Genomic DNA, 23,348 nt, shown 5'->3' on the forward strand with positions numbered 1-23,348 from the left:
AACGCGCCGTGCAGGCATGAGGCGGGGCAGTGCCTCGCGCACTGCCCCGCTCGCGTCACGTGGGGGCACGCTCGAAGGGCGTGCCATTGCCGCGCGCTACTCCGCCGCGTCGACGTAGAGCTTGCCGCCCTCCGCCAGGAACTCCTGCGATTTGGCCGCCATGCCGGCGTTGCGCTCCTCCTCGGAGAGGGGCTTGGCTTGGCCCAGCACCACGCCGGCCTCCTCCATGGCGAGCACGTCGGCGCGCAGATCCTGCGTGATCTTCATCGAGCAGAATTTCGGGCCGCACATCGAGCAGAAGTGCGCGACCTTGTGCGCGTCCTTCGGCAGGGTCTCGTCGTGGTAGCTGCGCGCCGTGTCGGGATCGAGCGAGAGGTTGAACTGGTCCTCCCAGCGGAAGTCGAACCGGGCGCGGCTGAGGGCGTCGTCGCGCAGCTGCGCGGCGGGGTGGCCCTTGGCGAGGTCGGCGGCATGCGCGGCGATCTTGTAGGTGATGACGCCCGTCTTCACGTCGTCGCGGTTCGGCAGGCCGAGATGCTCCTTCGGCGTGACGTAGCAGAGCATCGCCGTGCCGAACCAGCCGATCATCGCCGCGCCGATGCCCGACGTGATGTGATCGTAGCCCGGGGCGATGTCGGTGGTCAGCGGGCCGAGCGTGTAGAACGGCGCCTCGCCGCATTCGCGCAGCTGCTTCTCCATGTTGACCTTGATCTTGTGCATCGGCACGTGGCCGGGGCCCTCGATCATCACTTGGCAGCCCTTGTCCCAGGCGATCTTGGTGAGTTCGCCGAGCGTCTCCAGCTCGGCGAACTGGGCCGCGTCGTTGGCGTCGGCGATCGAGCCGGGACGCAGGCCGTCGCCGAGTGAGAACGACACGTCGTAGGCCCGCATGATGTCGCAGATCTCGTCGAACCGCTCGTAGAGGAACGATTCGCGGTGCCCGGCGAGGCACCAGCGCGCCATGATCGAGCCGCCGCGCGAGACGATGCCGGTGGTGCGCCGCGCGGTGAGCGGCACGTGGGCGAGCCGCACGCCGGCATGGATCGTGAAGTAGTCGATCCCCTGCTCGGCCTGCTCGATCAGGGTGTCCTTGAACACCTCCCAGTCGAGCTTCAGCGGGTCGCCGCCGACCTTCTCGAGCGCCTGGTAGATCGGCACGGTGCCGATCGGAACGGGGGAGTTGCGCACGATCCAGGAGCGGATGTTGTGGATGTTGCGCCCCGTGGAGAGGTCCATGACCGTGTCCGCGCCCCAGCGGATCGACCAGACCAGCTTCTCCACCTCTTCCGCCGCCGAGGAGGTCACGGCCGAGTTGCCGATATTGGCGTTGATCTTCACCAGGAAGTTGCGGCCGATCGCCATCGGCTCGAGTTCGAGGTGGTTGATGTTGGCCGGGATGATGGCGCGGCCCCTAGCCACCTCCTCGCGCACGAATTCGGGGGTGATGAAGGGCGGCACCGCCGCGCCGAAGCTCTGACCGTCGGCCAGCGCGGCGTCCGCGCGCTCCAGCATCTGCGCGCGGCAGGCATTCTCGCGATGCGCGACGTAGATCATCTCTTCGGTGATGATCCCGGCGCGGGCGAACTCGTACTGCGTGACCATCTGCCCGGCCTCGGCCCGGCGGATCGTGCGCTCGGCCGGGCAGGGCGCGACGAGCTTGTCGGCGGAGGCGAAGCCGTTGTCTTCGGGCTTCACGTCACGGGGCTTCACCGCCGCATAGCCGCGGCCGACGATCCAGGGCTCGCGGACGGGGCTGAGGCCCTTTTCGAGGTCGATCGCCGCATCCGTCTCGGTATAGGGGCCGGACGGGTCGTAGACCCGCACCGCCTCCTCCTTCGGATCGGACAGGGCGATCTCACGGTAGGGCACGCGGATGTCGGGGCGGCCGGGGGCCTCAGCGTAGACTTTCCGCGAGCCTTGGACGGGGCCGGTGGTGACGCTGGCAGGGTTGCCGTTGGGGAGATCTTTGGGACGGACGGGTGCGTTCATCGCTGTCGCTCCTGACATGGGAGGCGACCCGTGGTCCCGACGATGGTGCGGAAGGCCAGACTGCCCGTGAGCAGTGGCCACTGGTTCCCGTCCCTCCGCCGGTACGAGCCGGATCAGGTTCAAGGGTCAGGGCGCCTGCCCACTCTCAGCCCCACACGGGGCCCCCCTCGGAACGATTCCAACCTCTGCCTCGGCGCACGCCTTGTCAATCCATTGCCGGAACGGGTGGATTCGCAGGAGAGATTTTTCCGATTCGTACGGATTCGGCCCTCACGGCGGGAAAGCTTGACCGTTTGCCGCGGATGCGAGCCACGCTTTCGACGAAAAACTCACCAATTGCGGCACGAACTCCCCTTTGGCGACCGCGAGGTGCGGCTTGGGTGTGGATGACGCCCGGTCGGCGGGTGGCCATGCGCCCGCCTTTTCGCGACACACGATGGCGATGAGCACGATCATCCCTTTCCGCCGCCCTGCCCCCGCGACGCCGGCCCGCACCGGCTGCGACGTGGCGGCCGTCGCGGGCGACCTCCTGGTCGTGCTCGACCAGCTCGAAGGGCTGGTGGCGCGGGCGGCCAGCATGGACCGGCCGCGGATCGAGGTGGAGCGCAGCGTGCAACACCTGCTCGACGCGATCAGCGCCGTCGAGCGCGCCTCGGACACCCTGGGCGAGGGCAGCAGCATCTCCGAGCCGGCCTGAGGCGAGCGGCGGGGATCGTCATTCCGGAGCGCCGGAGGCGAGCCCGCAATCCACGTCCAAGCGCGACCTCTCACAGAGCCGTGCATCACGAAGGGTTTCCGGATTCCGCGGCGCGGGTCCGGAATGGCGGCCCCGGGGGCTCACCCCCCGGCGTGCAGCACGCTCGCCATGATCGTCCCGTAATGACAGGCGGTCGCGGCCAGGACGAAGGCGTGCCAGATGGCGTTTTGGAACGGCAGGCTGCGCCAGACGTGGAACACCACGCCCCCCGAGTAGAGCAGGCCGCCGACGGCGAGGAAGCCGAGGGCTGAGGGGGTAAGCCCCGAAATCACCGACTCGTATGCGAGCACGCCGCTCCAGCCCAGCATCAGGTAGAGCACGATCGAGACCCGGTCCCAGCGGCCCGGCATCAGGATCTTGATGGCGATGCCGGCCAGCGCCACGGTCCAGATCAGGGCGAGCAGGGTCCAGGCGACGGGGCCCGATCCCACCAGCGCCACCACCGGCGTGTAGGTGCCCGCGATCATCAGGTAGATGAAGGCGTGGTCGAACCGGCGCAGGATCCACTTGCGCGGGCTCACCGGCCACATGTTGTAGGCCGCCGACGCGCCGAGCATCGCCAGCATCGCGGTGGCGTAGACTAGCAGAGAGGCGCGCTCGATCCAGCCGAGATGCGTCAAAGTGGCGGTCACGACCAAGCAGACCGCGCCGAAAACCCCGAGGATCAAGCCCGCGATGTGGACCGCGCCGTCCGCCCGCAACTCCCGCGGCGTGTAGTTCCAGGTCAGCGCAAGCGGGCGTCCGTCCTCGGCCAGAAACATCCTCTGCCCCTGTGTTGGCGAGGTATTTAATTCTATAGAGCGGCGAGTCGTTCCATCGTCGAACTACGGAGCGAAGGGTCTTCCACCGAAATTGCCTCTGCGACGACTGGCCTCCATCGATTGCGCCGCAAGATAAGCCCAATTTTATGCTGCACCGCCGTCGGCCAAGGTGCCATTCCCAGCATAGGACGGATGGCGACGGTTTCGTGACCCTGCCCCGCAAGCGAGGCAGGTTTCACGCCAGTCGGGCGGGAGGGGGCCGAGGGGTCAGACCCCGCGGCCGGCGAGCGCTTCCAGGCCGATCGGCACCGCCGCACCGGTCGGCGCGGAGGCCGCCGGCACGCCGACGCTGAGGCGGGCGTGGACGGTCGCCATGATCAGCACCGCCATGGCGAAGACCTGATGCGCGAGCCCCGCCCAGAGCGGCACCTGCAGCAGCAGGGTGACGATGCCGAGGCCCATCTGCGCCAGCGCCAGCGCCGCCACGCCCATGGCCCGGCCGGCGGCGGCGCCCGGCGCCATGCGGACGGCCTGGACCGCGTGGGCCAGCGCCACCAGCACGACAAGATAGGCGAAGAGGCGGTGGTTGAACTGCACCAGGGCGAGGTTGTCGACGAAGTTCTCGATGAAGGGCACCTTGTCGAACAGCATCCGGGCCGGCGGCACGAGCATGCCGTCCATGTCGGGCCAGGTGTTGTAGAGGAGGCCGGCCTTCGAGCCGGCGACGAGGCCGCCGAGCCAGATCTGGATCAGCACCAGCACCGGCAGCAGGCCGGCCACGCGCCGCACCGGCTCGGGCGCCGGGGCGAGCGCCAGGGCGCGGGTGCCGGCGGCGAGCCAGACGAGGCCGGCGAGGATCAGGCTCGCGGTGGTGAGGTGGAGCGCCAGCTTGAGCGGCGCCACCGCCGTCATGCCGGGCTGGAGGCCCGAGGCGACCATGATCCAGCCGATCGCGCCCTGGAGCCCGCCGAGCAGGCCGAGGCCGAGCAGCCCGAGCAGGAGGCGCCGCCCGAGCCAGCCCCGCCACCAGAACCACGCGAAGGGCAGGAAGAACACGAGGCCGACGATCCGCCCGAGCAGGCGGTGGCCCCATTCCCACCAGTAGAGGGTCTTGAAGCCGTCGAGCCCGATGCCCTGGTTGAGGATGCGGTATTGCGGCGTGTCGCGGTACTTGTCGAACTCCACCGCCCAGTCGGCGGCGTTGAGCGGCGGCACCACGCCGGTCACCGGCCGCCACTCGGTGATCGACAATCCCGACCCGGTGAGCCGGGTCGCGCCGCCGACCGCGACCATCGCGACCACGAGCACGGCCAGGAGGTAGAGCCACGCGCGCACGGCGCCGCGGCCGGGGCGGTCGGGCGCCGCCGGGACGGCATCGAAGCGGTCGGCGGGCGGGGCTTTCGACAGTCTCATGGTCTCGCGTGCCAAGGTCTCTGAGTGCCGGGATCGCCCGGTGCCGTGTGCGGCGGCCGGAAAGATCGCGGAAAAGATCGAGGCTGGCTTACGGGAAGCGGTAGCCTGCACGCAACGCGGCGTATGACGCAGGTCCACCGCGTTGCGGGCGGGGGAACGGATCGGTACGAGCCTGTTTCGGCGTCGAAGCGGCGCCCCCTCACGCCCGTCCCGTCACGAGAGATCCCGGTCCATGCGCCGCCGCACGCGCACCCTGCTCGGAACCTTCGGCATCCTGGCGTTCGTCATCGTCTACGCGCCGCTCGCCATGGCGCTGGCCGACAGCCGCATCTCGGAAACCCATCCGGCGGTGCAGACGGTGATCTACTCCATCCTCGGCATCGCCTGGATCTTCCCGCTGATGCCGCTGATCCGCTGGATGGACCGGGCGGACGATTAGGCATTCGGGCACGGCCGAACCGCCTGGACATGCAAGGCCCCTTTTTTCGCCGCACTCCCCGGCGAGAAGGCGGGACATCCTATGCTCAAGGTTCGTTCCGAAGGTCGCCCGCCGCCCATGCGCCCACCCTTGTGCCGTCCCGCGACTCCGTTCCGGCCGCACCTCCTCCTTGCCGTCTCGCTGATGCTCGCCGCGCCCTTCGCCGCCCGGACGGCCGCCGCCCAGGGGACGCCGCGCTCGATGGCCGAGTGCGAGCGGCTGAAGAACGACCTCGCCTACAATCAGTGCCTCGCGATGTTCGGCCCGCCGGCCCGCAACGTCGCCAGCGGCGGCGGCTACGTGAGCGGCGGCAACGATGCGGCCTCCAGCACCGCCTCCGTCGCCTCGACCGCGACGATTCCGGGCATCCCCTCGGTCGAGGAGCCCGATGTCGAGCCGGTGCGGCGCCGGGGCCGCCGCTCCGGCCGCCGCGGACGGGCGAGCGCCAGCTTCGATGTCGGCAGCGCCGAGACCGGTGCGGGTGAATCGGAGGGCGGCTCGTCGCGCGCGCGCCGCCGGCGCCGCTGAAGCGGCAACTGCCGCTCATGCCACGTTGAGGCGCCGCCCGCGGTTCCAGGCCAGGAACGGCACGCCCGAGAGAAAGCTCGCCAGCGCCGCATCGGTCTGGTGCAGTCCGTTCACCGAGACCCGCGGCAGGGCGTGGGCATGCTGCGCATGCTCCGCGAAGAGGTGGCCCGGCCGGGTCGTCACCGCGGTGGCGAAGCCGAGTTTCTTTGCGAGTTCGAACTCGCGCGGTCCCGCCGAGGTCGGGTCGCCGACCGGATAGGACAGGTGGCGCACCGGGCGGCCCAGCTCCGATTCGATCCGCGCGCGGCTCCCGGCGATCTCCCGTTCCGCGAAGGCGGGGTCGTGCTTGGCGAGCATCGGGTGCGTGAGCGTGTGCGCGCCGATGGTGACGGCCGGGTCGCGGACGAGGTCGCGCAAGCCGTCCCAGGTCAGGCACAGCTCGCGGACGATCCCGCCCGGCTCGAACCCGGCCTCGCGGCACAGCCGGGCAATGGCTTCCAGTAGCACCGCCTCCGGGCCGGCGCGCAGGATGCGGTAGACGGTCTCGAAGGCGGCGGTCTTCTCCGCGTCGGTGCGGGCCGGCAGGAGGGGTCCTGAGCCGAGCCGCACCGCGTCGAGCCGCGCGATCGCCCGCTCCAGTTCGAGCCACCACAGCCGCCCGCGCCCGTCGGCGAAGTCGCTGGTCACGAACAGCGTCCAGGGCGCGCCGTGCCGGGCGAGCACCGGGCGGGCGTGCTCGACATTGTCGCGGTAGCCGTCGTCGAAGGTCAGGACCGCGAAGGGTTTCCCGCTCGCCGGGGCCGCGAGCCGCTCGGGCACGCGGTCGAGGCCGATGAGTTCGAAGCCGCGGGCGGCCAGCCCCGCCAGCGTCCGCTCGAGGAAGGCCGGGGTGATCGTCAGCAGGGCGTTCGGCGCGAAGGCCGGCACCGGCTCGGGACGCACGTGGTGGAAGGTGAGGATCACCCCGCGCCCGCGGGTGGCGGGGGCGAGCCAGCGGTCGGCGCCCGTGGCGGCGACGACTCGGAAGCCGGCGCGGAACAGGCGGTGTCGGGTGCGGGGCGACAGCATGACCCGTCTCGGCTCGAAGCACCGGGCGGCCCCGGCCGGGGCGGAGACTAGCGGCGGACGCGAAAAGCTTTCGTTACCCATCCCCGAAGGTCGGGCCCCCCGCGTCAACCGGAGCTTGAGGACGCGGCGGCGAGGATCGCCCGCAGCGATTTTCGCGCGGCCGGCTCGCCCGTGGCGGGCGCCCGCGCCGGGGGAGACGGGCATGGCGGTTCTCGCCGAGGATCTGGGGCGCGCCGCACAGGCGGTTTCGCGGGGCCGCGACGGCCTCACCGCGGAGGTGTTTTCGGAGCTTGCCGCGGTCGAGGGGCTGTGGCGGGGGCTGGAGGCCGATCCGGCCGTGCTGATGACGCCCTACCAGCGCTTCGACTGGGTTTCCGCCTATCGCGGCGCCGGGATCGATGCGGGCGAGGCGATCCGCATCCTCGTGCTGCGCGACGCGCATGGGCGGGCGCGGGTGCTTCTCCCGCTCACGATCGGGCGCCGCGGCCCCTTGCGGGTGGCGCGGGTGGTCGGCGACCGGCACGCCAACTTCCACATGCCGCTCTTCGCCTCCCGCGAGGCGGCGGCGATGCCGGCCGAGGATCTGACCGCGGCCCTGGTCGAGGCCGGCCGCGCGGCGGGGATCGACGCCTTCACGTTCCGCAACCAGCCGCGCTTCTGGGACGGAACCCCGAACCCTCTGGCCGCGGGCGGCCTGCCGGCGCCGAGCGACGCCTACGGCATGCTGCTCGGCCCCGATGCCGAAGCCACCCTGCGCCGGGTGTTCAGCGGCGACACCCGCAAGAAGCTGCGGGCCAAGGAGCGCAAGCTCGTGGAGTTCCTAGGGCCGGTCGAGCACCGCGTCGCCGGGACAGCGGAGGCGGCGGCCGAAATCCAGGCGGCGTTCTACGCGCAGAAGGCGGCGCGCTTCGCCGGTCTCGGCATTGCCGACCCTTACGCCGACGGGGCGGTCCGCCGCTTCATCGCCGCCGCGACCGCGCCGGATGCGACGGGCCGCCCGGCGATCGAGGTCCACGCCCTGGTGGCGAGCGAGAGCGGGCGCATCCTGGCGACCTTCGGCGGCGCGGTGGACGGTGCCCGTTTCTGCGGGATGTGGACGTCGTTCGACACCGACCCGGATCTCGGCCGGTTCAGCCCCGGCGAGATCCTGCTGCACCGGCTCGTCGGCCATCAGGCGGCGCAGGGGCGGCGTGCCCTCGACCTCGGCGTCGGCGAGGCGGGCTACAAGGCCAAGACCTGCGACGAAACCATCGAACTCGTGGAGCAGACCGTGCCGGTGAGCCCAGCGAGCCACGCCCTCGTCCTCGCCTCACGGGTCGCGGTGCGGCTCAAGCACCGGATCAAGCGCTCGCCGCGGCTCTGGGCGGCGGCCCAGAACCTGCGGCGGCTGCGCTAGAGCATCGTCCCGGATATCGGATCCGGGACGATGCTCTAGGTTCTTGTTTTTGCATCGTCTTTTTCCGAAAGCCGGCAGCCACCTCTCGGGACGATGCTCTAGCGCTCTGTTTTCGCATCATCTTTCTCCGAAAGCCGGCAGCCACCTTTCGGGACGATGCTCTAGCGCTCTGTTTTCGCATCATCTTTCTCCGAAAGCCGGCAACCGCCTTTCGGGACGATGCGCTCGAAATCAGAAGCCGCGGTTGGCGATCGAAGGCAGCGAGGGCTGGGTGTAGGCGCGGTTCACGTCCCGGCGGGTCTGGGTGCCGTTGGTATCGGACGAGTGGCGGTAGTTGCTGGTCTCGAAGGCCGAGGCCAGGCCGGGGCCGCCGGAATCGGTGCTGTTGCAGGCCGACAGCCCGCTGGCGAGGAGCGCGGCGGCGAGGACGAGGAGCGTGGGGCGCATCGGGACTTCCTGTCGAAGGCGGGGCAGCCCCGCGGGTCGGACGGCAGGCGTGCCGTGCCCCGCCATCCCTCGGCAAGGGAAAAGTGGCGGCGCGGGAGCGTTCCCGCGCCGGGTGTGACCTATTCGGCGTAACCGATTCGGCCCGACTACTCGGCCGCGGCCTTGAGGTAGCGGGCCGGGTCGTAGTTGAGGATCGGCCCGAGCCAGCGCTCGACTTCCGTGATGTCCATGCCCTTGCGCAGGGCGTAATCCTCGACCTGATCGCGCTCGACCTTGGCGACGCCGAAATAGTGCGCCTCCGGGTGGGCGAGGTAGAGGCCCGACACCGAGGAGCCCGGCCACATGGCGTAGGACTCGGTGAGCTTCACGCCGATGCGGCTCTCTGCCTTGAGCAGATCGAACAGCGTGACCTTTTCCGTGTGGTCGGGCTGGGCCGGGTAGCCCGGCGCGGGCCGGATGCCGTCATACTTCTCGTGGACCAGTTCGTCCGCGGTGAAGCTCTCGTCGGGCGCGTAGCCCCAGAACTCCTTGCGGACGCGCTCGTGCATGCGCTCGGCGAAGGCCTCGGCGATGCGGTCGGCCAGCGCCTTGACGAGGATCGAGCGGTAATCGTCGTTCGCCCGCTCGAAGCGCTCGGCGATACGCACCTCTTCGAGCCCCGCGGTCACTACGAAGGCACCGACATAATCGGCGATGCCGGTCTCCGTCGGCGCCACGAAGTCGGAGATGCAGGTGTTGGCGCGCCCATCGCGCTTCGACAGCTGCTGGCGCAGGCCGTGGAAGGTCGCGAGCGTCTCCTGCCGGCTCTCGCCGGTGAAGAGCCGGATGTCGTCGCCGACGCTGTTGGCCGGCCAGAAGCCGATCACCGCCTTCGGGTTGAACCAGCGCTCCTCCACGATCTGCTTGAGCATCACCTGCGCATCCTCGAACAGGGCGCGGGCCGCCGGGCCCTGCTCGGGATCGTCGAGGATCGCGGGGTAGCGGCCCTTGAACTCGTAGGTCTGCAGGAACGGCGTCCAGTCGATATAGGGGACGAGGTCGGCCACCTCGTAGGAGCCGTACACGCGGGTGCCGGTGAAGCTCGGCTTCTTCGGCGCGTAGCCGGACCAGTCGATCTTGAAGGCGTTCGAGCGCGCCTTGGCGAGCGGAAGGCGCTGCTTGTCGGCCTCGGAGCGGCGATGGGCATCCGCCACCTTGGCGTACTCGGCCCGCACCCGCTCGATGGTCGATCCGCGGGTCTCCTTCGAGATCAGGCTGGAGACGACGCCGACGGCGCGGCTCGCATCGGTCACGTAGACCGCTTGGCCCCGCTCGTAGGCCGGGTGGATCTTCACCGCGGTGTGGACGCGGCTGGTGGTGGCGCCGCCGATCAGCAGCGGCATCTCCATGCCCTCGCGCTCCATCTCGGCGGCGACATGCACCATCTCGTCGAGGGAGGGCGTGATCAGGCCCGAGAGGCCGATGATGTCGACGTTCTCCTTTTTGGCCGTCTCGAGGATCTTGGCGGCCGGCACCATCACGCCGAGATCGATGATTTCGTAGTTGTTGCAGGCCAGAACCACGCCGACGATGTTCTTGCCGATGTCGTGGACGTCGCCCTTCACGGTCGCCATCAGCACCTTGCCGGCGGCCTGGCGCTGGCCGGTGCCGCCATTGGCCCGCTTCTCCTCCTCCATGAAGGGTTCGAGATAGGCCACCGCCTGCTTCATCACGCGGGCCGACTTCACCACCTGCGGCAGGAACATCTTTCCTGAGCCGAACAGGTCACCGACCACGTTCATGCCGGCCATCAGCGGGCCCTCGATGACGTGGAGCGGGCGCTCGGCCTCTTTACGCGCCTCCTCGGTGTCAGCGACGATGTACTCGGTGATGCCGTTGACCAGCGCGTGCTCGATGCGCTTGGCGACCGGGGCCTCGCGCCAGGAGAGGTCGGCGGTCTTGGCCTGGGCCGAGGCGCCGGTCTTGAACCGCTCGGCGGCGTCCAGCAGGCGCTCGGTCGAATCCTCGCGCCGGTTGAGGACGACGTCCTCGCACAGTTCGCGGAGTTCGGCCGGGATCTCGTCGTAGACCGCGAGCTGGCCGGCATTGACGATGCCCATGTCCATGCCCGCCTTGATGCAGTGGAACAGGAACACCGCGTGCATCGCCTCGCGCACCGGCTCGTTGCCGCGGAAGGCGAAGGACAGGTTCGAGACGCCGCCCGAGATATGGGCGTGGGGCAGGGTCTCGCGGATGGTGCGGGTCGCCTCGATGAAGGCGACGCCGTAGGGGTTGTGCTCTTCGATGCCGGTGGCGACCGCGAAGATGTTCGGGTCGAAGATGATGTCTTCCGGCGGGAAGCCGACCTGCTCGGTCAGGATCTTGTAGGCCTTGGTGCAGATCTCGACCTTGCGCTCGTAGGAATCGGCCTGCCCCTGCTCGTCGAAGGCCATCACCACCACCGCCGCGCCATAGGAGCGGCAGACCTTGGCGGTCTCGATGAACTTCTCCTCGCCCTCCTTCATGGAGATCGAGTTCACGATCGGCTTGCCCTGGATGCATTTCAGGCCGGCCTCGATCACCTCGAATTTCGAGGAATCGACCATCACCGGCACCCGGGCGATGTCGGGCTCGGCGGCGACGAGGTTGAGGAACTCGACCATCGCCTTCTGGCTGTCGAGCAGGCCCTCGTCCATGTTGACGTCGATGACCTGGGCGCCGGCCGCGACCTGATCGCGGGCGACATCGAGCGCCGCCGCGTAGTCGCCGTTGGTGATGAGCTTCCTGAACTTGGCCGAGCCGGTGACGTTGGTACGCTCGCCGACATTGACGAAGGGGATCTCCTTCGTGAGCACGAAGGGCTCCAGGCCCGAGAGGCGCATCAGGCGCGGGATCTCGGGGATCTTTCGCGGGGTCTTGCCGGCCACCGCCTCCGCGATGGCGCGGATGTGGTCCGGCGTGGTGCCGCAGCAGCCGCCGACCATGTTGACGAGGCCGCTCTCGGCGAACTCGCCGACGAGCTTGCCCATCGCCTCCGGGCTCTCGTCGTAGAGGCCGAACTCGTTGGGCAGGCCGGCATTCGGGTAGGCGCAGACCAGCGTGTCGCAGATGCGCGAGAGTTCGGCGATGTGACCGCGCATCTCACGCGCGCCGAGCGCGCAGTTGAGGCCGAAGGTCAGCGGATCGGAGTGGCGCAGCGAGTTCCAGAACGCCGCCGGCGTCTGGCCCGACAGGGTGCGGCCCGAAAGGTCGGTGATGGTGCCGGAGATCTGGATGGGAAGCTTGATACCGACTTCGGAAAAGACCTGCCACGCGGCGGCGATGGCCGCCTTGGCGTTGAGCGTGTCGAAGATCGTCTCGATCAGGATCAGCTCGGCGCCGCCGTCGATGAGGCCGCGCACCTGCTCGACATAGGCCTGCTTCACTTGGTCGAACGTCACGGCGCGGTAGCCGGGATTGTTGACGTCGGGCGAGATCGACAGCGTGCGGTTCGTCGGGCCGATGGCACCGGCCACGAACCGGCGGCGCCCGTCCTGCTCCTCCGCGAGCTTGGCCGCCTCGCGGGCCAGCCGCGCGCCTTCCGCGTTCAGCTCGTGGATGATCGATTCCATGCCGTAATCGGCCTGGGCGATCGTGGTGCCGGAAAACGTGTTCGTCTCGCAGACGTCGGCGCCGGCCAGGAAGTAGTCGAGATGGATCTGCCGGATCGCGTCGGGCTGCGTCAGGATCAGGAGGTCGTTGTTGCCCTTCTGGTCGTGCCCGTGGTCCTTGAAGCGCTCACCCCGGAAATCCTCTTCCGTGAATTTCAGGCGCTGGATGACGGTGCCCATCGCCCCGTCGAGGACGAGGATCTTTTCCGAGGCGCGCTGGCGCAGCGCGCGCTCGATCTCGGTGCCGTCGACGGGGGGGAAAGCGGTCATGTCGGACGATCCTGGGATGTTCCGGGACGGCGATGGCCGAAAGCGTCGGCCGCATCAACCCACCTCATCCTGAGGCGCCGGAGCGGAGGCCTCGAAGGCCTCCAGACAACGTGGTTGCTCCTGGTACCCTCCCTCGCGGCGACCGCGGCGCGGTCGCTTCCGGGGATGAGGGTCAGGGGTGGAGAAGCGAGCGATCAGGCCGCCTTGGCTTCCGGCTTCGCGGCCGGCTTGGCCGGCGCCTGCGAGCGCAGGCCGAGCAGATGGCAGATGGCGTAGACGAGGTCCGAGCGGTTCATCGAGTAGAAGTGGAAGTCCTCCACGCCCTCGTCCACGAGATCGAGCACCTGCTCGGCGGCGACCGCGGCGGCCACGAGGCGGCGGGTCTCCACGTCGTTGTCGAGACCCTCGAACCGGGCCGCGAGCCAGTACGGAACCGAGGCGCCGGTGCGGCGGGCGAAGCTGGCCGCCTGCTTGAAGTTCTGCACCGGCAGGATGCCCGGGATGATCGGGATGTCGATGCCGGCCGCACGCACCTTCTCGAGGTAGCGGAGATAAATCTCGTTATCGAAGAAGAACTGGGTGATCGCCTGATCGGCGCCCGCATCGACCTTGGCCTTCAGCGCGTCGATGTCGGCATCGAGCGAGGCGGCCTCAGGATGCTTCTCCGGGTAGGCCGAGACGGAGACCTTGAAGTCGCCGATCCGCTTGATGCCCGCCACGAGGTCGCAGGTCTGGGCGTAGCCGCCGGGATGGGGCCGGTAGGTGTGGCCGACGCCTTCCGCCGGATCGCCGCGCAGGGCCACGATGTGGCGCACGCCCGCATCCCAGTAGGACTGCACGACGGCGTCGATCTCCTCGCGGGTGGCGTTCACGCAGGTGAGGTGGGCGGCGGGCTTGAGGCTCGTCTCGCGCACCATGCGTGCCACAGTGTTGTGGGTACGCTCGCGGGTGGAGCCGCCCGCGCCGTAGGTCACCGAGACGAATTTCGGCTGGAGCGGCGCGAGGCGCTCGATCGAGGACCAGAGGATCTTCTCCATCTCCTCGGTCTTCGGCGGGAAGAACTCGATCGAGACGCGGATCGGGCGGAAGCCGTCGCGGCTGGCGCGGTGTCGGGAGCTGTTGGGCATCTGTCGTCCCTTCTCCTGAAGTCTGTTCGTTTGAAGGCTGTTGGTCGTCAGCCGCGGCTCAGGCCACGGCGCGTTCGGAATGGTCCGCCCCGATCCCGGCGGAGGCGTCGTGCGCCAGCCAGAGCGTGACGGTCAGCGGCAATTCGGTGCCGTCCTCGGGGGCGAGGTCGCGGCTCTCGACATCGCCGAGGCCGGCCTGCACCAGCCAGCCCGCGATCTGATCGGCCGCGAAGCCGAGGCGGCGATGGGCTTGGCTCTCCCGCAGCTGTTCGAGAGTGTGCGGCGCGAAATCGACGACGAGGAGGCGCCCGCCCGGCGCGACGAGGCGGGCCGCCTCGCGGAGCGCACGGGCCGGATCGTCGAGATAGTGCAGCACTTGGTGCAGCACCACGAGATCGAAGCCGCCGCGGCCGAAGGGCGGCGCGTGGATGTCGCCCTGGCGCAGATCGACCCGCGACAGGCCGAGCCGTTCGAGGTTGGCGCGGGCGACCGAGAGCATGGCGTGACTCGAATCGAGCCCGGTGGCGCGGCCGGCCAGCGGCGCCAGCAGGCCGAGCATCTTGCCGGTGCCGGTGCCGAGATCGACCACGTGGCGGATCGGGCGGTCGCCGAGCACGTCGAGCACCGCCGCCTCGACAGTGGTTTCGGGCACGTGCAGGGAACGCAGCCCGTCCCATTTGGGGGCGAGCCGGGCGAAGAAGGCCTGGGCCGCCTCCGCGCGCTGGGTCCGCACCGAATCGAGCCGGGCGCGGTCCTCGGAGAGCGGCGGCGCGACGCGGTCCAGGGCGGCGATCAGCGGCTCGACGAAGCCCATGGCCGCCTCGCGCAGGCGGAAGAAGGCCCAGGCGCCCTCGCGATGGCGCTCGATCAGGCCCGATTCCACCAGCAGCTTGAGGTGGCGCGAGATGCGCGGCTGCGACTGGCCGAGGATGTCGGTGAGGTCGGAGACCGACAGCTCGCCTTCGGCCAGCAGCGCGAGGATGCGCAGCCGCGTCTCCTCCGCCGCCGCCCGCAGCACGGCGAGCGCCTCGGCGAAGGGCACCGGGACCGGGGTCGTGCTGTTCGTGGGGCCGCTCTCGCTAGACATAAAGATATCTTTATGTGCGTAGCGGGCCGGACGCAAGAGGGTTTTGCCGCTCTCCGGTGCCGCGGGCCGGACGGTCGGCTACTGGTACGCCTTCTTCAGATCGAGGGTGCAGCGCACGCCGACATCCGCGTAACCTTCTTCGAGCCATGCCTTGGCCGCGGCGCGGCCCTTGTCGCGCAGACGCTCGATGATCCGCCAGCGGGCGTCGATGCGGGAGGAGGCGGCGTAGTCGTCGAGCAGGTCGGTGCCGTCGATGCGGTGGAGGAAGACCCGCTCCAGGCCCGGAACCGCCTGACCGCCCTCCTCGATCAGGCCGTGCACGAAGTCGATCGCGCGCAGTTCCCGCATCAGGTTGGCGTTGAAGGTGATCTCGTTGAGCCGGTCCTGGATGTCGCGGGCCGAGCGCGGCGTCTCGCGGCGTTCCACCGGGTTGATCTGGACGAGCAGAACATCGCGCGTGCTCGCCCCGTGCAGCGGGTAGAGCGCCGGATTGCCGAGATAGCCGCCGTCCCAGTAGGGCACGCCGTCGATCTCGACCGCCTGGAACACCGTGGGCAGGCAGGCGGAGGCCATCAGGTGGTCGGCGGTCAGGTGTTCGCGGTCGAACACGGCGAGCTTGCCGGTCCAGACATTGGTCGCCGAGACGAAGACGTTGGCGGTATCGGCCCGCCGCAGCCGCTCGAAATCGACCGTGCGCTCCAGCGCACCGCGCAGCGGATTGATGTTGAGCGGATTGGCCGCGTAGGGGCCGGGATTGAGTGCCTTCAGCCACGCTTCGACGAAGGGGTTGCCCTTCCAGAAGTGGAAGACGCCATCGATCCAGCTCTGCTGCACCGGCTTCAGGTCGGCATCGAGGCTCGCCTCGCGCCAGAATGTCTCCAGGGCCGCCCGCGCGCCGTCGGGGCCGCCCGCGAGCCATCCATCCACGAGGACGACGGCGTTCATCGCCCCCGCGCTCGCCCCCGTCACCGCCTCGAAGCCGACGCGCCCGTCCTCGATCAGCGCGTCGAGCACGCCCCAGGTGAAGGCACCGTGCGAGCCGCCGCCCTGGAGCGCCAGCGAGACCGCCTTCTCGGCCCGCGGACCGGCCAAGCCCCGGAAGCCGTTCCCGATCCGCGTCGAATCGGCGATGGGGGCCGGCACGGCGGTCGCCGGATTGTGGGCGTCGTCGTGCGGCGCGTCGGGCCGGTCGGTCCTGGCGACCTGTTCGGGGGCGGATCTGTCCATCGTGCCTCGCGCGGTTGTTGCGATGCACCCATAGATGGTGCGATGCGATAGAAAAGCCCGTGCGATCCTTTGCCTCGCGGGCGAGCAATGCCATATGAGATAACGCGTCGGGCCGCGTCGGCATCCTTGCATCGGCACGACTCGCGCTCGACATCCCGCTCGGGATGCGACATGGAAGCGGCCTTGTAGTGAGGCATGCTGCGCATCCGTTCGCGCGGGCGCGGCGGCAGGTCGCGGATCGCACCGGATTCGGCTAGGATCGCTCCCGCGCCTGCGGGACGCCGAAGGCCGGCACGCGCGGACGACAGTTGACCCGCGAAGGCACGATGGAAGTCATGGAAGCTCCCGACGCCCTGGCAAACCGGCTCGACGCTCAGAGCCCCAACATGAAGGGGCCGGAGATCGCAGGTCCCGCGCCGCGCCACCGCACCGTCGGCGTGCAGATCGGGCAGGGCGAAGGTGCGGTCACCGTCGGCGGCGGCGCGCCGATCGTCGTCCAGTCGATGACCAACACCGACACCGCCGACATCGACGGCACGGTGGCCCAGGTCGCCCAGCTCGCCCGCGCCGGCTCGGAGCTCGTGCGCATCACCGTCGATCGTGACGAGGCGGCGGCGGCGGTGCCGAAGATCCGCGAGCGGCTCGACCGCATCGGCGTGCACGTGCCGCTGGTGGGCGACTTCCACTATATCGGCCACAAGCTCCTGTCCGACCATCCGGCCTGCGCCGAGGCGCTGGCCAAGTACCGGATCAATCCGGGCAATGTCGGCTTCAAGGAGAAGAAGGACACCCAGTTCTCGACCATCGTCGAGCAGGCGATCAAGTACGGCAAGACCGTGCGCATCGGTGCCAACTGGGGCTCGCTCGACGGCGAGCTGCTGACCCACCTGATGGACGAGAATGCCCGCTCGCCCCACCCGATCGACGCCCGCGCGGTGATGCGCGAGGCGATGGTGCAGTCGGCCCTGACCTCGGCCGACCGGGCCGTGGCGCTCGGCTTGCCGAAGGACCGCATCATCCTCTCGGCCAAGGTCTCGGCGGTGCAGGACCTCATCGCGGTCTACCGCGAGGTGGCCCGCCGCTCCGATTACGCGATCCATCTCGGCCTCACCGAGGCGGGCATGGGCTCGAAGGGCATCGTCGCGGCCTCCGCCGCCATCGGCGTGCTGCTGCAGGAAGGCATCGGCGACACGATCCGCTATTCGCTGACGCCGGAGCCCGGCGGCGACCGCACGGTCGAGGTGAAGGCGGCGCAGGAACTCCTGCAGACCATGGGCTTCCGCACCTTCGTGCCGCTTGTGGCCGCCTGCCCCGGCTGCGGCCGCACCACCTCGACGACCTTCCAGGAACTGGCCCGCGACATCCAGAACTGGATCTCGACCTCCATGCCGGAATGGAAGAAGACCTATCCGGGCGTCGAAGGCCTCAACGTCGCGGTGATGGGCTGCATCGTCAACGGGCCGGGCGAGTCGAAGCACGCCGATATCGGCATCTCGCTGCCCGGCACCGGCGAGAGCCCGAGCGCGCCGGTCTTCATCGACGGCAAGAAGGCGATGACCCTGCGCGGCGCGACCCTCGCCAAGGACTTCGAGGCGATCGTGATCGACTACATCGAGCGCCGCTTCGGCCAGGGCAAGCGCGACGCCGCCGAGTGAGGATCTCCGGTGAGGCGGCCGCCTTCATCGCCCGCGCGGGTGGATGGGGCGGCCGTCTTTCCGTTTCGGGGCGGGCTGCCCACCCCGACGCGCATCTCTCCTTCTTTCCGGCCGCCGCGATGTCCGGTCCGCGCCCCGCGATCCGAACCTGCCCCACGCCGCCTCCGGCGCGCCGCTCTGTCGTGACCCGGTGCCCGCTCCGGCCCGATCGGTCCGCACCACCGACGCATTCCCTTCATGCGAACCCGGCACACCCGGCCGGACGATGCGCGAACTCAGGCGTTCCTGCCCGATGACCCAGCCTGCCAGCCCGAATTCGGCGAGCCCAGAGGCGGCCCGTCCGAGCCCGTCGGCCGCCCCCGCCGCGGGCGGGCCGGCGCCCGGCGAGGGCGGCCCGGTCGCGGTGTCGGCGGGCGCCGTCGATGCGACGCCGGAGGAGGCGCACGGCCACGCCAAGACCGGCTTCTGGGCGCTCACCATCGGCTCCGTCGGCGTCGTCTACGGCGATATCGGCACGAGCCCGCTCTACGCCTTCCGTGAGGCGCTCGCGCCCTCGCGCGCCGACGGCATCCTGCTGTCCGAGGAGGTGATCGGCACCGCCTCGCTGATCATCTGGGCGCTGCTCCTGATCGTGACGATCAAGTACGTCGCGATCCTTCTGCGCATGGACAATAACGGCGAGGGCGGCATCCTCTCGCTGATGGCCCAGGCCCGCCATGCGCTCGGCGGTTCCAAGGTCGTGTTCATGCTGGGCCTGCTCGGCGCTTCGCTGTTCTACGGCGATTCCGTCATCACGCCCGCGATCTCCGTTCTCTCGGCGGTGGAGGGCCTGAAGCTGGTCACGCCGGCCTTCGACGACTACGTGCTGCCGATCACGGTGGCGATCATCCTCGGCCTGTTCGCGGTCCAGAGCCATGGCACGGCCCGTGTCGCGACCTTCTTCGGCCCGGCCATGGTGGTGTGGTTCCTGGCGATGGCCGCCGCCGCCCTGCCCCACATCGCCGGCAATCCCGGCGTGCTCGCTGCCTTCAATCCCTGGTACGCGGTGCATTACCTGCTCGGTCACGGCACCGGGGCGCTGGTGGCCCTCGGCGCGGTGTTCCTGGCGGTGACGGGGGCGGAAGCCCTGTTCGCCGATCTCGGCCATTTCGGGCGCCGCCCGATCCAGGTGGCGTGGCTCGGCCTCGTCGCCCCCTGCCTCGTCCTGAACTATCTCGGCCAGACCGCCCTGGTGCTGGCCAAGCCCGAGACCACGGACCCGTTCTACCAGCTCGTGCCGGAATGGGGCCTGATCCCCATGGTGCTGCTGGCGACGCTGGCCACGGTCACCGCGAGCCAAGCGGTCATCACCGGTGCCTTCTCTCTGTCGCGGCAGGCGATCCAGCTCGGCATGCTGCCGCGCATGGAGATCCGCCATACCTCCGAGGCGCATTCCGGCCAGATCTACCTGCCGCAGATCAACACCCTGCTCGGCCTCGGCGTGGTGATCCTGGCGGTGACCTTCCGCTCCTCCTCGGCCCTGGCCTCGGCCTACGGCATCGCGGTGACGGGCACGATGCTGCTCACCGCCTCCATGGCCTACGTGGTGCTGTGGAAGGTGGTGCGGCTCTCGCCGCTGGTCTCGGCGGCCATCATCATGCCGTTCATCGTGCTGGAAACCCTGTTCCTGCTCTCGAACCTGCTGAAGCTGCACGAGGGCGGCTACGTGCCCCTGATCCTCGCCGGCGGCCTGATGCTGATGATGTGGACCTGGGTGCGGGGCGTCACGATCCTGTTCAACAAGACCCGCAAGACCGACGTGCCGCTGATCGAACTCGTCGGCATGCTGGAGAAGAGCACCTCCTACCAGCGGGTGAAGGGCACCGCGGTGTTCCTCACCAGCGATCCCGAGATCGCGCCGGCCGCGCTCCTGCACAACATGAAGCACAACAAGGTGATCCACGAGAAGAACGTGGTGCTCACCGTCGAGACCATGGATCGGCCCCGGGCGACGCAGGCGGAGCGGGTGCGTATCGAGCCCGTGGGCTTCGGCTTCTACCGGGTGGTGATGCGCTTCGGCTACATGGAGACGCCCAACATCCCCCGCACCCTGGCCCTGCTCAAGCGCGAAGGCTTCAAGTTCGACATCATGTCGACCTCGTTCTTCCTGTCGCGCCGCTCGATCCGCCCGGCCGCCCATTCCGGGATGCCGCTGTGGCAGGACCGGATCTTCATCACGCTCGCCAAGAACGCCAACGACGCCACGGACTTCTTCCAGATCCCGACCGGCCGCGTCGTCGAAGTCGGTACGCAGGTGACGGTGTAGGGGCAGCATTCCGAAAGGGACGCTGCCCTCGGGCGAAGTCGAGTAAAGGACGAAGCTAGGGGACGAGGCCGAAGACGAGGCAAGAGCGGGAGCACAGCCACGAGACGAGTGTATCGTCGCGCGAGATGTGCGGTCTGGCTGTAGCCTCGTTCGGCATTCCAACGAATGATTGTGCTCAATCCTGTGGCTTGCCAGCTACAGGACGACCATTTGCGCGCGACCGACTTGCGCCCCTGAACGCGGCCCCGTACGGCTTGGCTTGCGAAAAGCAAGCAAGAACAACAGTTTAGCATAATTCCAAACAACCGACCTGCCGCGTTCCGCATCCGTCCTGCGGAGGCGATCGGCTGTGCGGTCAAAGGGAGCGAAGGTGATGGGGTCGATTCACACGCTCGCCGGCATCCGCATCCTGCGGGCCGCGGCATTGGCCGGCGCCTCGCTGCTTGCCCTCACGGTGGGCGCCGCCGCGCAGCAGGCGACAGCGCGGCTGGAGGAATTGTCGGTCGAGGGCAGCGGCCGCGGTGCCGGCGCCACCGGTCAAGGGCAGGCGGCCCAACGCGGCCCTGACGGCCGTGCCGCGCCCGAGGATCCGCGCGGCCCCGTCCAGGGCTATGTCGCCACCCGTTCGGCCACCGCGACGAAGACCAACACGCCCCTCATCGAGACGCCGCAATCGATCACCGTCGTCGGTCGCGAGCAGATCGACGCGCAGAAGGCTCAGACCCTGACGCAGGCGACCCAGTACACGGCCGGCGTCTATTCGGGCACGTTCGGCGCCGACACCCGTGTCGATTATTTCACCCTGCGCGGCTTCATCGCCAGCGATTACGGCATCTACCGCGACGGCCTCCAGGTGCTGAACTACGGCTTCGGCACCTTCCGGGTCGAGACCTTCGGCCTGGAACGCATCGAGGTGCTGCGCGGGCCGGCCGCGGTGCTGTTCGGCGCGGGCAATCCCGGCGGCATCATCAACCAGATCACCAAGCGGCCCACGACCCAGCCTTTCGGCTATGTCGAGCTCGGCGGCGGCTCGTTCGGGCAGGCCTACGGCGCCTTCGACATCGGCGGCCCCGTCGACGATTCGGGCCACTGGTTCTACCGCCTCACCGGCTTCGGCCGGCAGGGCGGCACGCAGGTCGACGGGGCTCCCGACGACCGGGCCTACATCGCCCCGGCCCTGACCTATCGCCCGGACGCGGGCACCTCGCTCACCATCCTGACCAGCTACCAGCGCGACTCGACCGCCGTCACGGCGAACTTCCTGCCCTATTCCGGCACCGTGCGGCGCAATCTCGGCGGCCTGCGCATCCCGCGCTCGCTCAATGTCGGCGATCCGGCGATCAACACCTTCCAGCGCGAGCAGGCCTTCGCGGGCTACGAGTTCGAGCACGCCTTCAACGAGACCTGGACCTTCCGCCAGAACCTCCGCTACTCGTTCAGCGACGCGTTCCAGAACTCCTACCTGAACCAGACCGGCTACGCCGACCCGGCGACCGAGACGACCCTCAGCCGCTACCAGTTCCTCACCAGTTCCAAGGTCGGGATCTTCCAGGTCGACAATCAGGCCGAGGCGCGTTTCTTCGACGGCATGTTCGCCCACGATCTGCTGATCGGTCTCGACTACAAGCACTACAGCCTGCACGACAACCAGGGCACCAACTTCGCCGCCGGCTACACCGTGCCGGGGCTCAGCCTTCTCAACCCCATCTACGGCCAGATCCGCGGCCGCCCGGCGCCCTACCTCGTCAACGCCGACACCTTCCAGCAACTCGGCATCTATGCGCAGGACCAGATCAAGCTCACCGACCGCCTGACCCTGGTCCTCGGCGGGCGCCAGGACTTCGCCGACAACGTCGTGCGCGACCGTCTCAGCCCGGCCAACAGCAGCAGCCGGAGCGACGAGGCCTTCAGCGGCCGGGCGGCCCTGATCTACAACTTCCCCGAAGGGCTCGCGCCCTATGTCAGCTACTCGACCTCGTTCCAGCCGCAGATCGGCTCGGACGCCAACGGTCAGAGCTACGCGCCCGAATACGGTGAGCAGGTCGAGGTCGGCGTCAAGTTCGAGCCCCTCGGCTACGGCTTCTTCCTGACGGCGGCGGCCTTCGATCTCGTTCGCCAGAACGTTCTGCAGCCGATTCCGGGCACGTTCTTCAGCGCGCCGCTCGGCGAGGTCCGTTCCCGCGGCGTCGAGGTGCAGGCCGTGGCCAACCTCGCCGAGGGGCTGAACCTCGTGGGTGCCTTCACCGCCTACGATCTTCAGACCATCAAGGGCAACGCCGATCAGGTCGGGCGCACGCCGACCCGCATCCCGGAGGTGCTGGCCTCGGTCTTCGCCGACTACACCATCCCCACCGGCGACTGGCGCGGCTTCGGTTTCGGCGGCGGCGTCCGCTATGTCGGCCGCTCCTTCGCGGATGTCGCCAACACCCTGACGGTGCCGGACTACGTGCTGTTCGACGCGCAGATCCACTACAACTGGGGCAACTGGCGCGCGGCGATCAACGCCACCAATATCGGTGACCGCCGCTTCGTCTCCTCGTGCATCTCGGCCAATGAGTGCTTCTACGGCGAGGCCCGCCGCGTGCTGGGGAGCATCAGCTACAAGTGGTGAACCGTCGCAGGGCCCGTCGGCGGGCCCTGCGCGACCTTGGAGCCGGCGGGCGGCCGGGCTATCTCGGGTTCGCCTAAGCGGATCGTGAGAATCCGCGCCTCGAGGAACGTCCACGCGCCATGATCGCCCGCTCTCTCATCGCCGCCGCCCTGATCGGCGGCCTCGCTTGTCCTGCCGCCGCGCAGGAAACCGCCGCTCCGCCCGCGCAGCCCGCTCCGCAGGAGCCCGCGAAGGAAGCCGCGACCTCGCGGCCGATCCGCAACGCGCCGAGCCCGCGGGCGCTGGAATTCGCCGCCTACATCTTCTCGGCGGTCAATGTCTGCGGCTACCGGCTCAACACGACCGAATTCGAGGCGCTGCTCGCCAAGCAGAACACGCGGCCCGAGGATGTCAGCCCCCGCGGGCCCTTCGGCAACCGGGTGATCGGCATCTTCACCCTGATGTCCAACCAGATGAACCTCAACCGCGAGCAGGCCTGCCTCGCGGTGGCCGGCGAGTACGGGCCGGAGGGCAATGTGGTGAAGAACGTCCTGCTGCCGCCGGGCTCCGATGCGCCGCCCGCCGCGCCCGAGGGCAAGCCGGCGCAGCCATAAAAGCCGG

Annotated in this window: 18 protein-coding genes and 1 riboswitch; of the genes, 8 read left to right on the forward strand and 10 right to left on the reverse strand. The window is 69.2% G+C overall.

Features of this window, described 5'->3' with window-relative positions; all coding sequences use genetic code 11:
• Window positions 1-96: 96 nt before the first annotated feature.
• Window positions 97-1,989, reverse strand: coding sequence for a phosphomethylpyrimidine synthase ThiC (thiC, locus tag HNR51_RS00500; RefSeq protein ID WP_182553664.1), 1,893 nt, complete (start codon window positions 1,987-1,989; stop codon window positions 97-99).
• Between the two features lie 73 nt (window positions 1,990-2,062).
• A riboswitch (TPP riboswitch) is annotated at window positions 2,063-2,167 on the reverse strand.
• Window positions 2,168-2,259: 92 nt separating this feature from the next.
• Window positions 2,260-2,445 carry a hypothetical protein gene (locus HNR51_RS00505; RefSeq protein WP_141951024.1) on the reverse strand — a complete coding sequence of 62 codons (186 nt, stop codon included), beginning with the start codon at window positions 2,443-2,445 and terminating at the stop codon, window positions 2,260-2,262.
• On the opposite strand from HNR51_RS00505, the gene HNR51_RS00510 reads away from it, so the two are divergent.
• On the forward strand, window positions 2,426-2,686 hold the full coding sequence (locus HNR51_RS00510) for a hypothetical protein (protein WP_012453541.1): 261 nt from the start codon (window positions 2,426-2,428) through the stop codon (window positions 2,684-2,686). The two genes, HNR51_RS00505 and HNR51_RS00510, sit on opposite strands and share 20 nt — an antisense overlap.
• Window positions 2,687-2,826: 140 nt before the next feature.
• Here the strand turns inward: HNR51_RS00510 and trhA are convergent, their stop codons facing one another.
• Complete coding sequence (gene trhA, locus HNR51_RS00515; protein WP_012453542.1) at window positions 2,827-3,507, reverse strand: PAQR family membrane homeostasis protein TrhA; 681 nt, start codon at window positions 3,505-3,507, stop codon at window positions 2,827-2,829.
• 267 nt (window positions 3,508-3,774) lie between these two features.
• Complete coding sequence (locus HNR51_RS00520) at window positions 3,775-4,920, reverse strand: COX15/CtaA family protein (RefSeq protein WP_182553665.1); 1,146 nt, start codon at window positions 4,918-4,920, stop codon at window positions 3,775-3,777.
• Between the two features lie 232 nt (window positions 4,921-5,152).
• Here HNR51_RS00520 and HNR51_RS00525 point away from each other — a divergent pair, with 232 nt between their 5' ends.
• On the forward strand, window positions 5,153-5,359 hold the full coding sequence (locus HNR51_RS00525; protein WP_012453544.1) for a DUF2842 domain-containing protein: 207 nt from the start codon (window positions 5,153-5,155) through the stop codon (window positions 5,357-5,359).
• A 117-nt stretch (window positions 5,360-5,476) separates the two neighbouring features.
• A complete protein-coding gene (locus HNR51_RS00530; protein ID WP_182553666.1) occupies window positions 5,477-5,926 on the forward strand; it encodes a hypothetical protein in 450 nt (149 codons plus the stop codon).
• Window positions 5,927-5,941: 15 nt separating this feature from the next.
• Here HNR51_RS00530 and HNR51_RS00535 read toward each other — a convergent pair whose 3' ends face one another.
• Window positions 5,942-6,994 (reverse strand): polysaccharide deacetylase family protein, encoded by a 1,053-nt coding sequence (locus tag HNR51_RS00535; RefSeq protein ID WP_182553667.1) that lies wholly within the window; start codon window positions 6,992-6,994, stop codon window positions 5,942-5,944.
• Window positions 6,995-7,196: 202 nt separating this feature from the next.
• Between HNR51_RS00535 and HNR51_RS00540 the strand changes: the two genes are divergently transcribed.
• Complete coding sequence (locus tag HNR51_RS00540; protein ID WP_182553668.1) at window positions 7,197-8,390, forward strand: GNAT family N-acetyltransferase; 1,194 nt, start codon at window positions 7,197-7,199, stop codon at window positions 8,388-8,390.
• A 231-nt stretch (window positions 8,391-8,621) separates the two neighbouring features.
• On the opposite strand, the gene HNR51_RS00545 is transcribed toward HNR51_RS00540, so the two are convergent.
• The 5 genes from HNR51_RS00545 to HNR51_RS00565 all read right to left on the reverse strand — a co-directional run bounded on the left by HNR51_RS00545 (window position 8,622) and on the right by HNR51_RS00565 (window position 16,177).
• Window positions 8,622-8,837 (reverse strand): hypothetical protein, encoded by a 216-nt coding sequence (locus tag HNR51_RS00545; protein ID WP_141951029.1) that lies wholly within the window; start codon window positions 8,835-8,837, stop codon window positions 8,622-8,624.
• A gap of 146 nt (window positions 8,838-8,983) precedes the next feature.
• Window positions 8,984-12,736 carry a methionine synthase gene (gene metH, locus HNR51_RS00550; protein ID WP_182553669.1) on the reverse strand — a complete coding sequence of 1,251 codons (3,753 nt, stop codon included), beginning with the start codon at window positions 12,734-12,736 and terminating at the stop codon, window positions 8,984-8,986.
• Window positions 12,737-12,930: 194 nt separating this feature from the next.
• Complete coding sequence (metF, locus tag HNR51_RS00555; protein ID WP_012453550.1) at window positions 12,931-13,863, reverse strand: methylenetetrahydrofolate reductase [NAD(P)H]; 933 nt, start codon at window positions 13,861-13,863, stop codon at window positions 12,931-12,933.
• 58 nt (window positions 13,864-13,921) lie between these two features.
• Window positions 13,922-14,950: an ArsR/SmtB family transcription factor gene (locus HNR51_RS00560; RefSeq protein WP_182553670.1), complete on the reverse strand. Its 1,029-nt coding sequence runs from the start codon at window positions 14,948-14,950 to the stop codon at window positions 13,922-13,924.
• A gap of 78 nt (window positions 14,951-15,028) precedes the next feature.
• Complete coding sequence (locus HNR51_RS00565; RefSeq protein ID WP_182553671.1) at window positions 15,029-16,177, reverse strand: patatin-like phospholipase family protein; 1,149 nt, start codon at window positions 16,175-16,177, stop codon at window positions 15,029-15,031.
• A 326-nt stretch (window positions 16,178-16,503) separates the two neighbouring features.
• Between HNR51_RS00565 and ispG the strand changes: the two genes are divergently transcribed.
• The 4 genes from ispG to HNR51_RS00585 all read left to right on the forward strand — a co-directional run bounded on the left by ispG (window position 16,504) and on the right by HNR51_RS00585 (window position 23,341).
• Entirely contained in the window at window positions 16,504-17,832 is a 1,329-nt protein-coding gene (gene ispG / locus HNR51_RS00570; RefSeq protein ID WP_182553672.1) for a flavodoxin-dependent (E)-4-hydroxy-3-methylbut-2-enyl-diphosphate synthase, read from the forward strand.
• Between the two features lie 292 nt (window positions 17,833-18,124).
• On the forward strand, window positions 18,125-20,137 hold the full coding sequence (locus HNR51_RS00575; protein ID WP_141951032.1) for a potassium transporter Kup: 2,013 nt from the start codon (window positions 18,125-18,127) through the stop codon (window positions 20,135-20,137).
• Window positions 20,138-20,510: 373 nt separating this feature from the next.
• On the forward strand, window positions 20,511-22,748 hold the full coding sequence (locus HNR51_RS00580) for a TonB-dependent siderophore receptor (protein WP_182553673.1): 2,238 nt from the start codon (window positions 20,511-20,513) through the stop codon (window positions 22,746-22,748).
• Between the two features lie 119 nt (window positions 22,749-22,867).
• A complete protein-coding gene (locus tag HNR51_RS00585; protein WP_182553674.1) occupies window positions 22,868-23,341 on the forward strand; it encodes a hypothetical protein in 474 nt (157 codons plus the stop codon).
• Window positions 23,342-23,348 lie beyond the last annotated feature (7 nt).

Source organism: Methylorubrum thiocyanatum (assembly GCA_014138645.1).
Classification (GTDB): domain Bacteria; phylum Pseudomonadota; class Alphaproteobacteria; order Rhizobiales; family Beijerinckiaceae; genus Methylobacterium; species Methylobacterium thiocyanatum.

Excerpts from the sequence above, each read along its gene's own strand:
- thiC (WP_182553664.1), bottom strand. The coding sequence starts at position 1,989 with ATGAACGCACCCGTCCGTCCCAAAGATCTCCCCAACGGCAACCCTGCC.
- HNR51_RS00510 (WP_012453541.1), top strand. The coding sequence starts at position 2,426 with ATGGCGATGAGCACGATCATCCCTTTCCGCCGCCCTGCCCCCGCGACG.
- HNR51_RS00505 (WP_141951024.1), bottom strand. The coding sequence starts at position 2,445 with ATGATCGTGCTCATCGCCATCGTGTGTCGCGAAAAGGCGGGCGCATGG.
- trhA (WP_012453542.1), bottom strand. The coding sequence starts at position 3,507 with ATGTTTCTGGCCGAGGACGGACGCCCGCTTGCGCTGACCTGGAACTAC.
- HNR51_RS00520 (WP_182553665.1), bottom strand. The coding sequence starts at position 4,920 with ATGAGACTGTCGAAAGCCCCGCCCGCCGACCGCTTCGATGCCGTCCCG.
- HNR51_RS00525 (WP_012453544.1), top strand. The coding sequence starts at position 5,153 with ATGCGCCGCCGCACGCGCACCCTGCTCGGAACCTTCGGCATCCTGGCG.
- HNR51_RS00530 (WP_182553666.1), top strand. The coding sequence starts at position 5,477 with ATGCGCCCACCCTTGTGCCGTCCCGCGACTCCGTTCCGGCCGCACCTC.
- HNR51_RS00535 (WP_182553667.1), bottom strand. The coding sequence starts at position 6,994 with ATGCTGTCGCCCCGCACCCGACACCGCCTGTTCCGCGCCGGCTTCCGA.
- HNR51_RS00540 (WP_182553668.1), top strand. The coding sequence starts at position 7,197 with ATGGCGGTTCTCGCCGAGGATCTGGGGCGCGCCGCACAGGCGGTTTCG.
- HNR51_RS00545 (WP_141951029.1), bottom strand. The coding sequence starts at position 8,837 with ATGCGCCCCACGCTCCTCGTCCTCGCCGCCGCGCTCCTCGCCAGCGGG.
- metH (WP_182553669.1), bottom strand. The coding sequence starts at position 12,736 with ATGACCGCTTTCCCCCCCGTCGACGGCACCGAGATCGAGCGCGCGCTG.
- metF (WP_012453550.1), bottom strand. The coding sequence starts at position 13,863 with ATGCCCAACAGCTCCCGACACCGCGCCAGCCGCGACGGCTTCCGCCCG.
- HNR51_RS00560 (WP_182553670.1), bottom strand. The coding sequence starts at position 14,950 with ATGTCTAGCGAGAGCGGCCCCACGAACAGCACGACCCCGGTCCCGGTG.
- HNR51_RS00565 (WP_182553671.1), bottom strand. The coding sequence starts at position 16,177 with ATGGACAGATCCGCCCCCGAACAGGTCGCCAGGACCGACCGGCCCGAC.
- ispG (WP_182553672.1), top strand. The coding sequence starts at position 16,504 with ATGGAAGTCATGGAAGCTCCCGACGCCCTGGCAAACCGGCTCGACGCT.
- HNR51_RS00575 (WP_141951032.1), top strand. The coding sequence starts at position 18,125 with ATGACCCAGCCTGCCAGCCCGAATTCGGCGAGCCCAGAGGCGGCCCGT.
- HNR51_RS00580 (WP_182553673.1), top strand. The coding sequence starts at position 20,511 with ATGGGGTCGATTCACACGCTCGCCGGCATCCGCATCCTGCGGGCCGCG.
- HNR51_RS00585 (WP_182553674.1), top strand. The coding sequence starts at position 22,868 with ATGATCGCCCGCTCTCTCATCGCCGCCGCCCTGATCGGCGGCCTCGCT.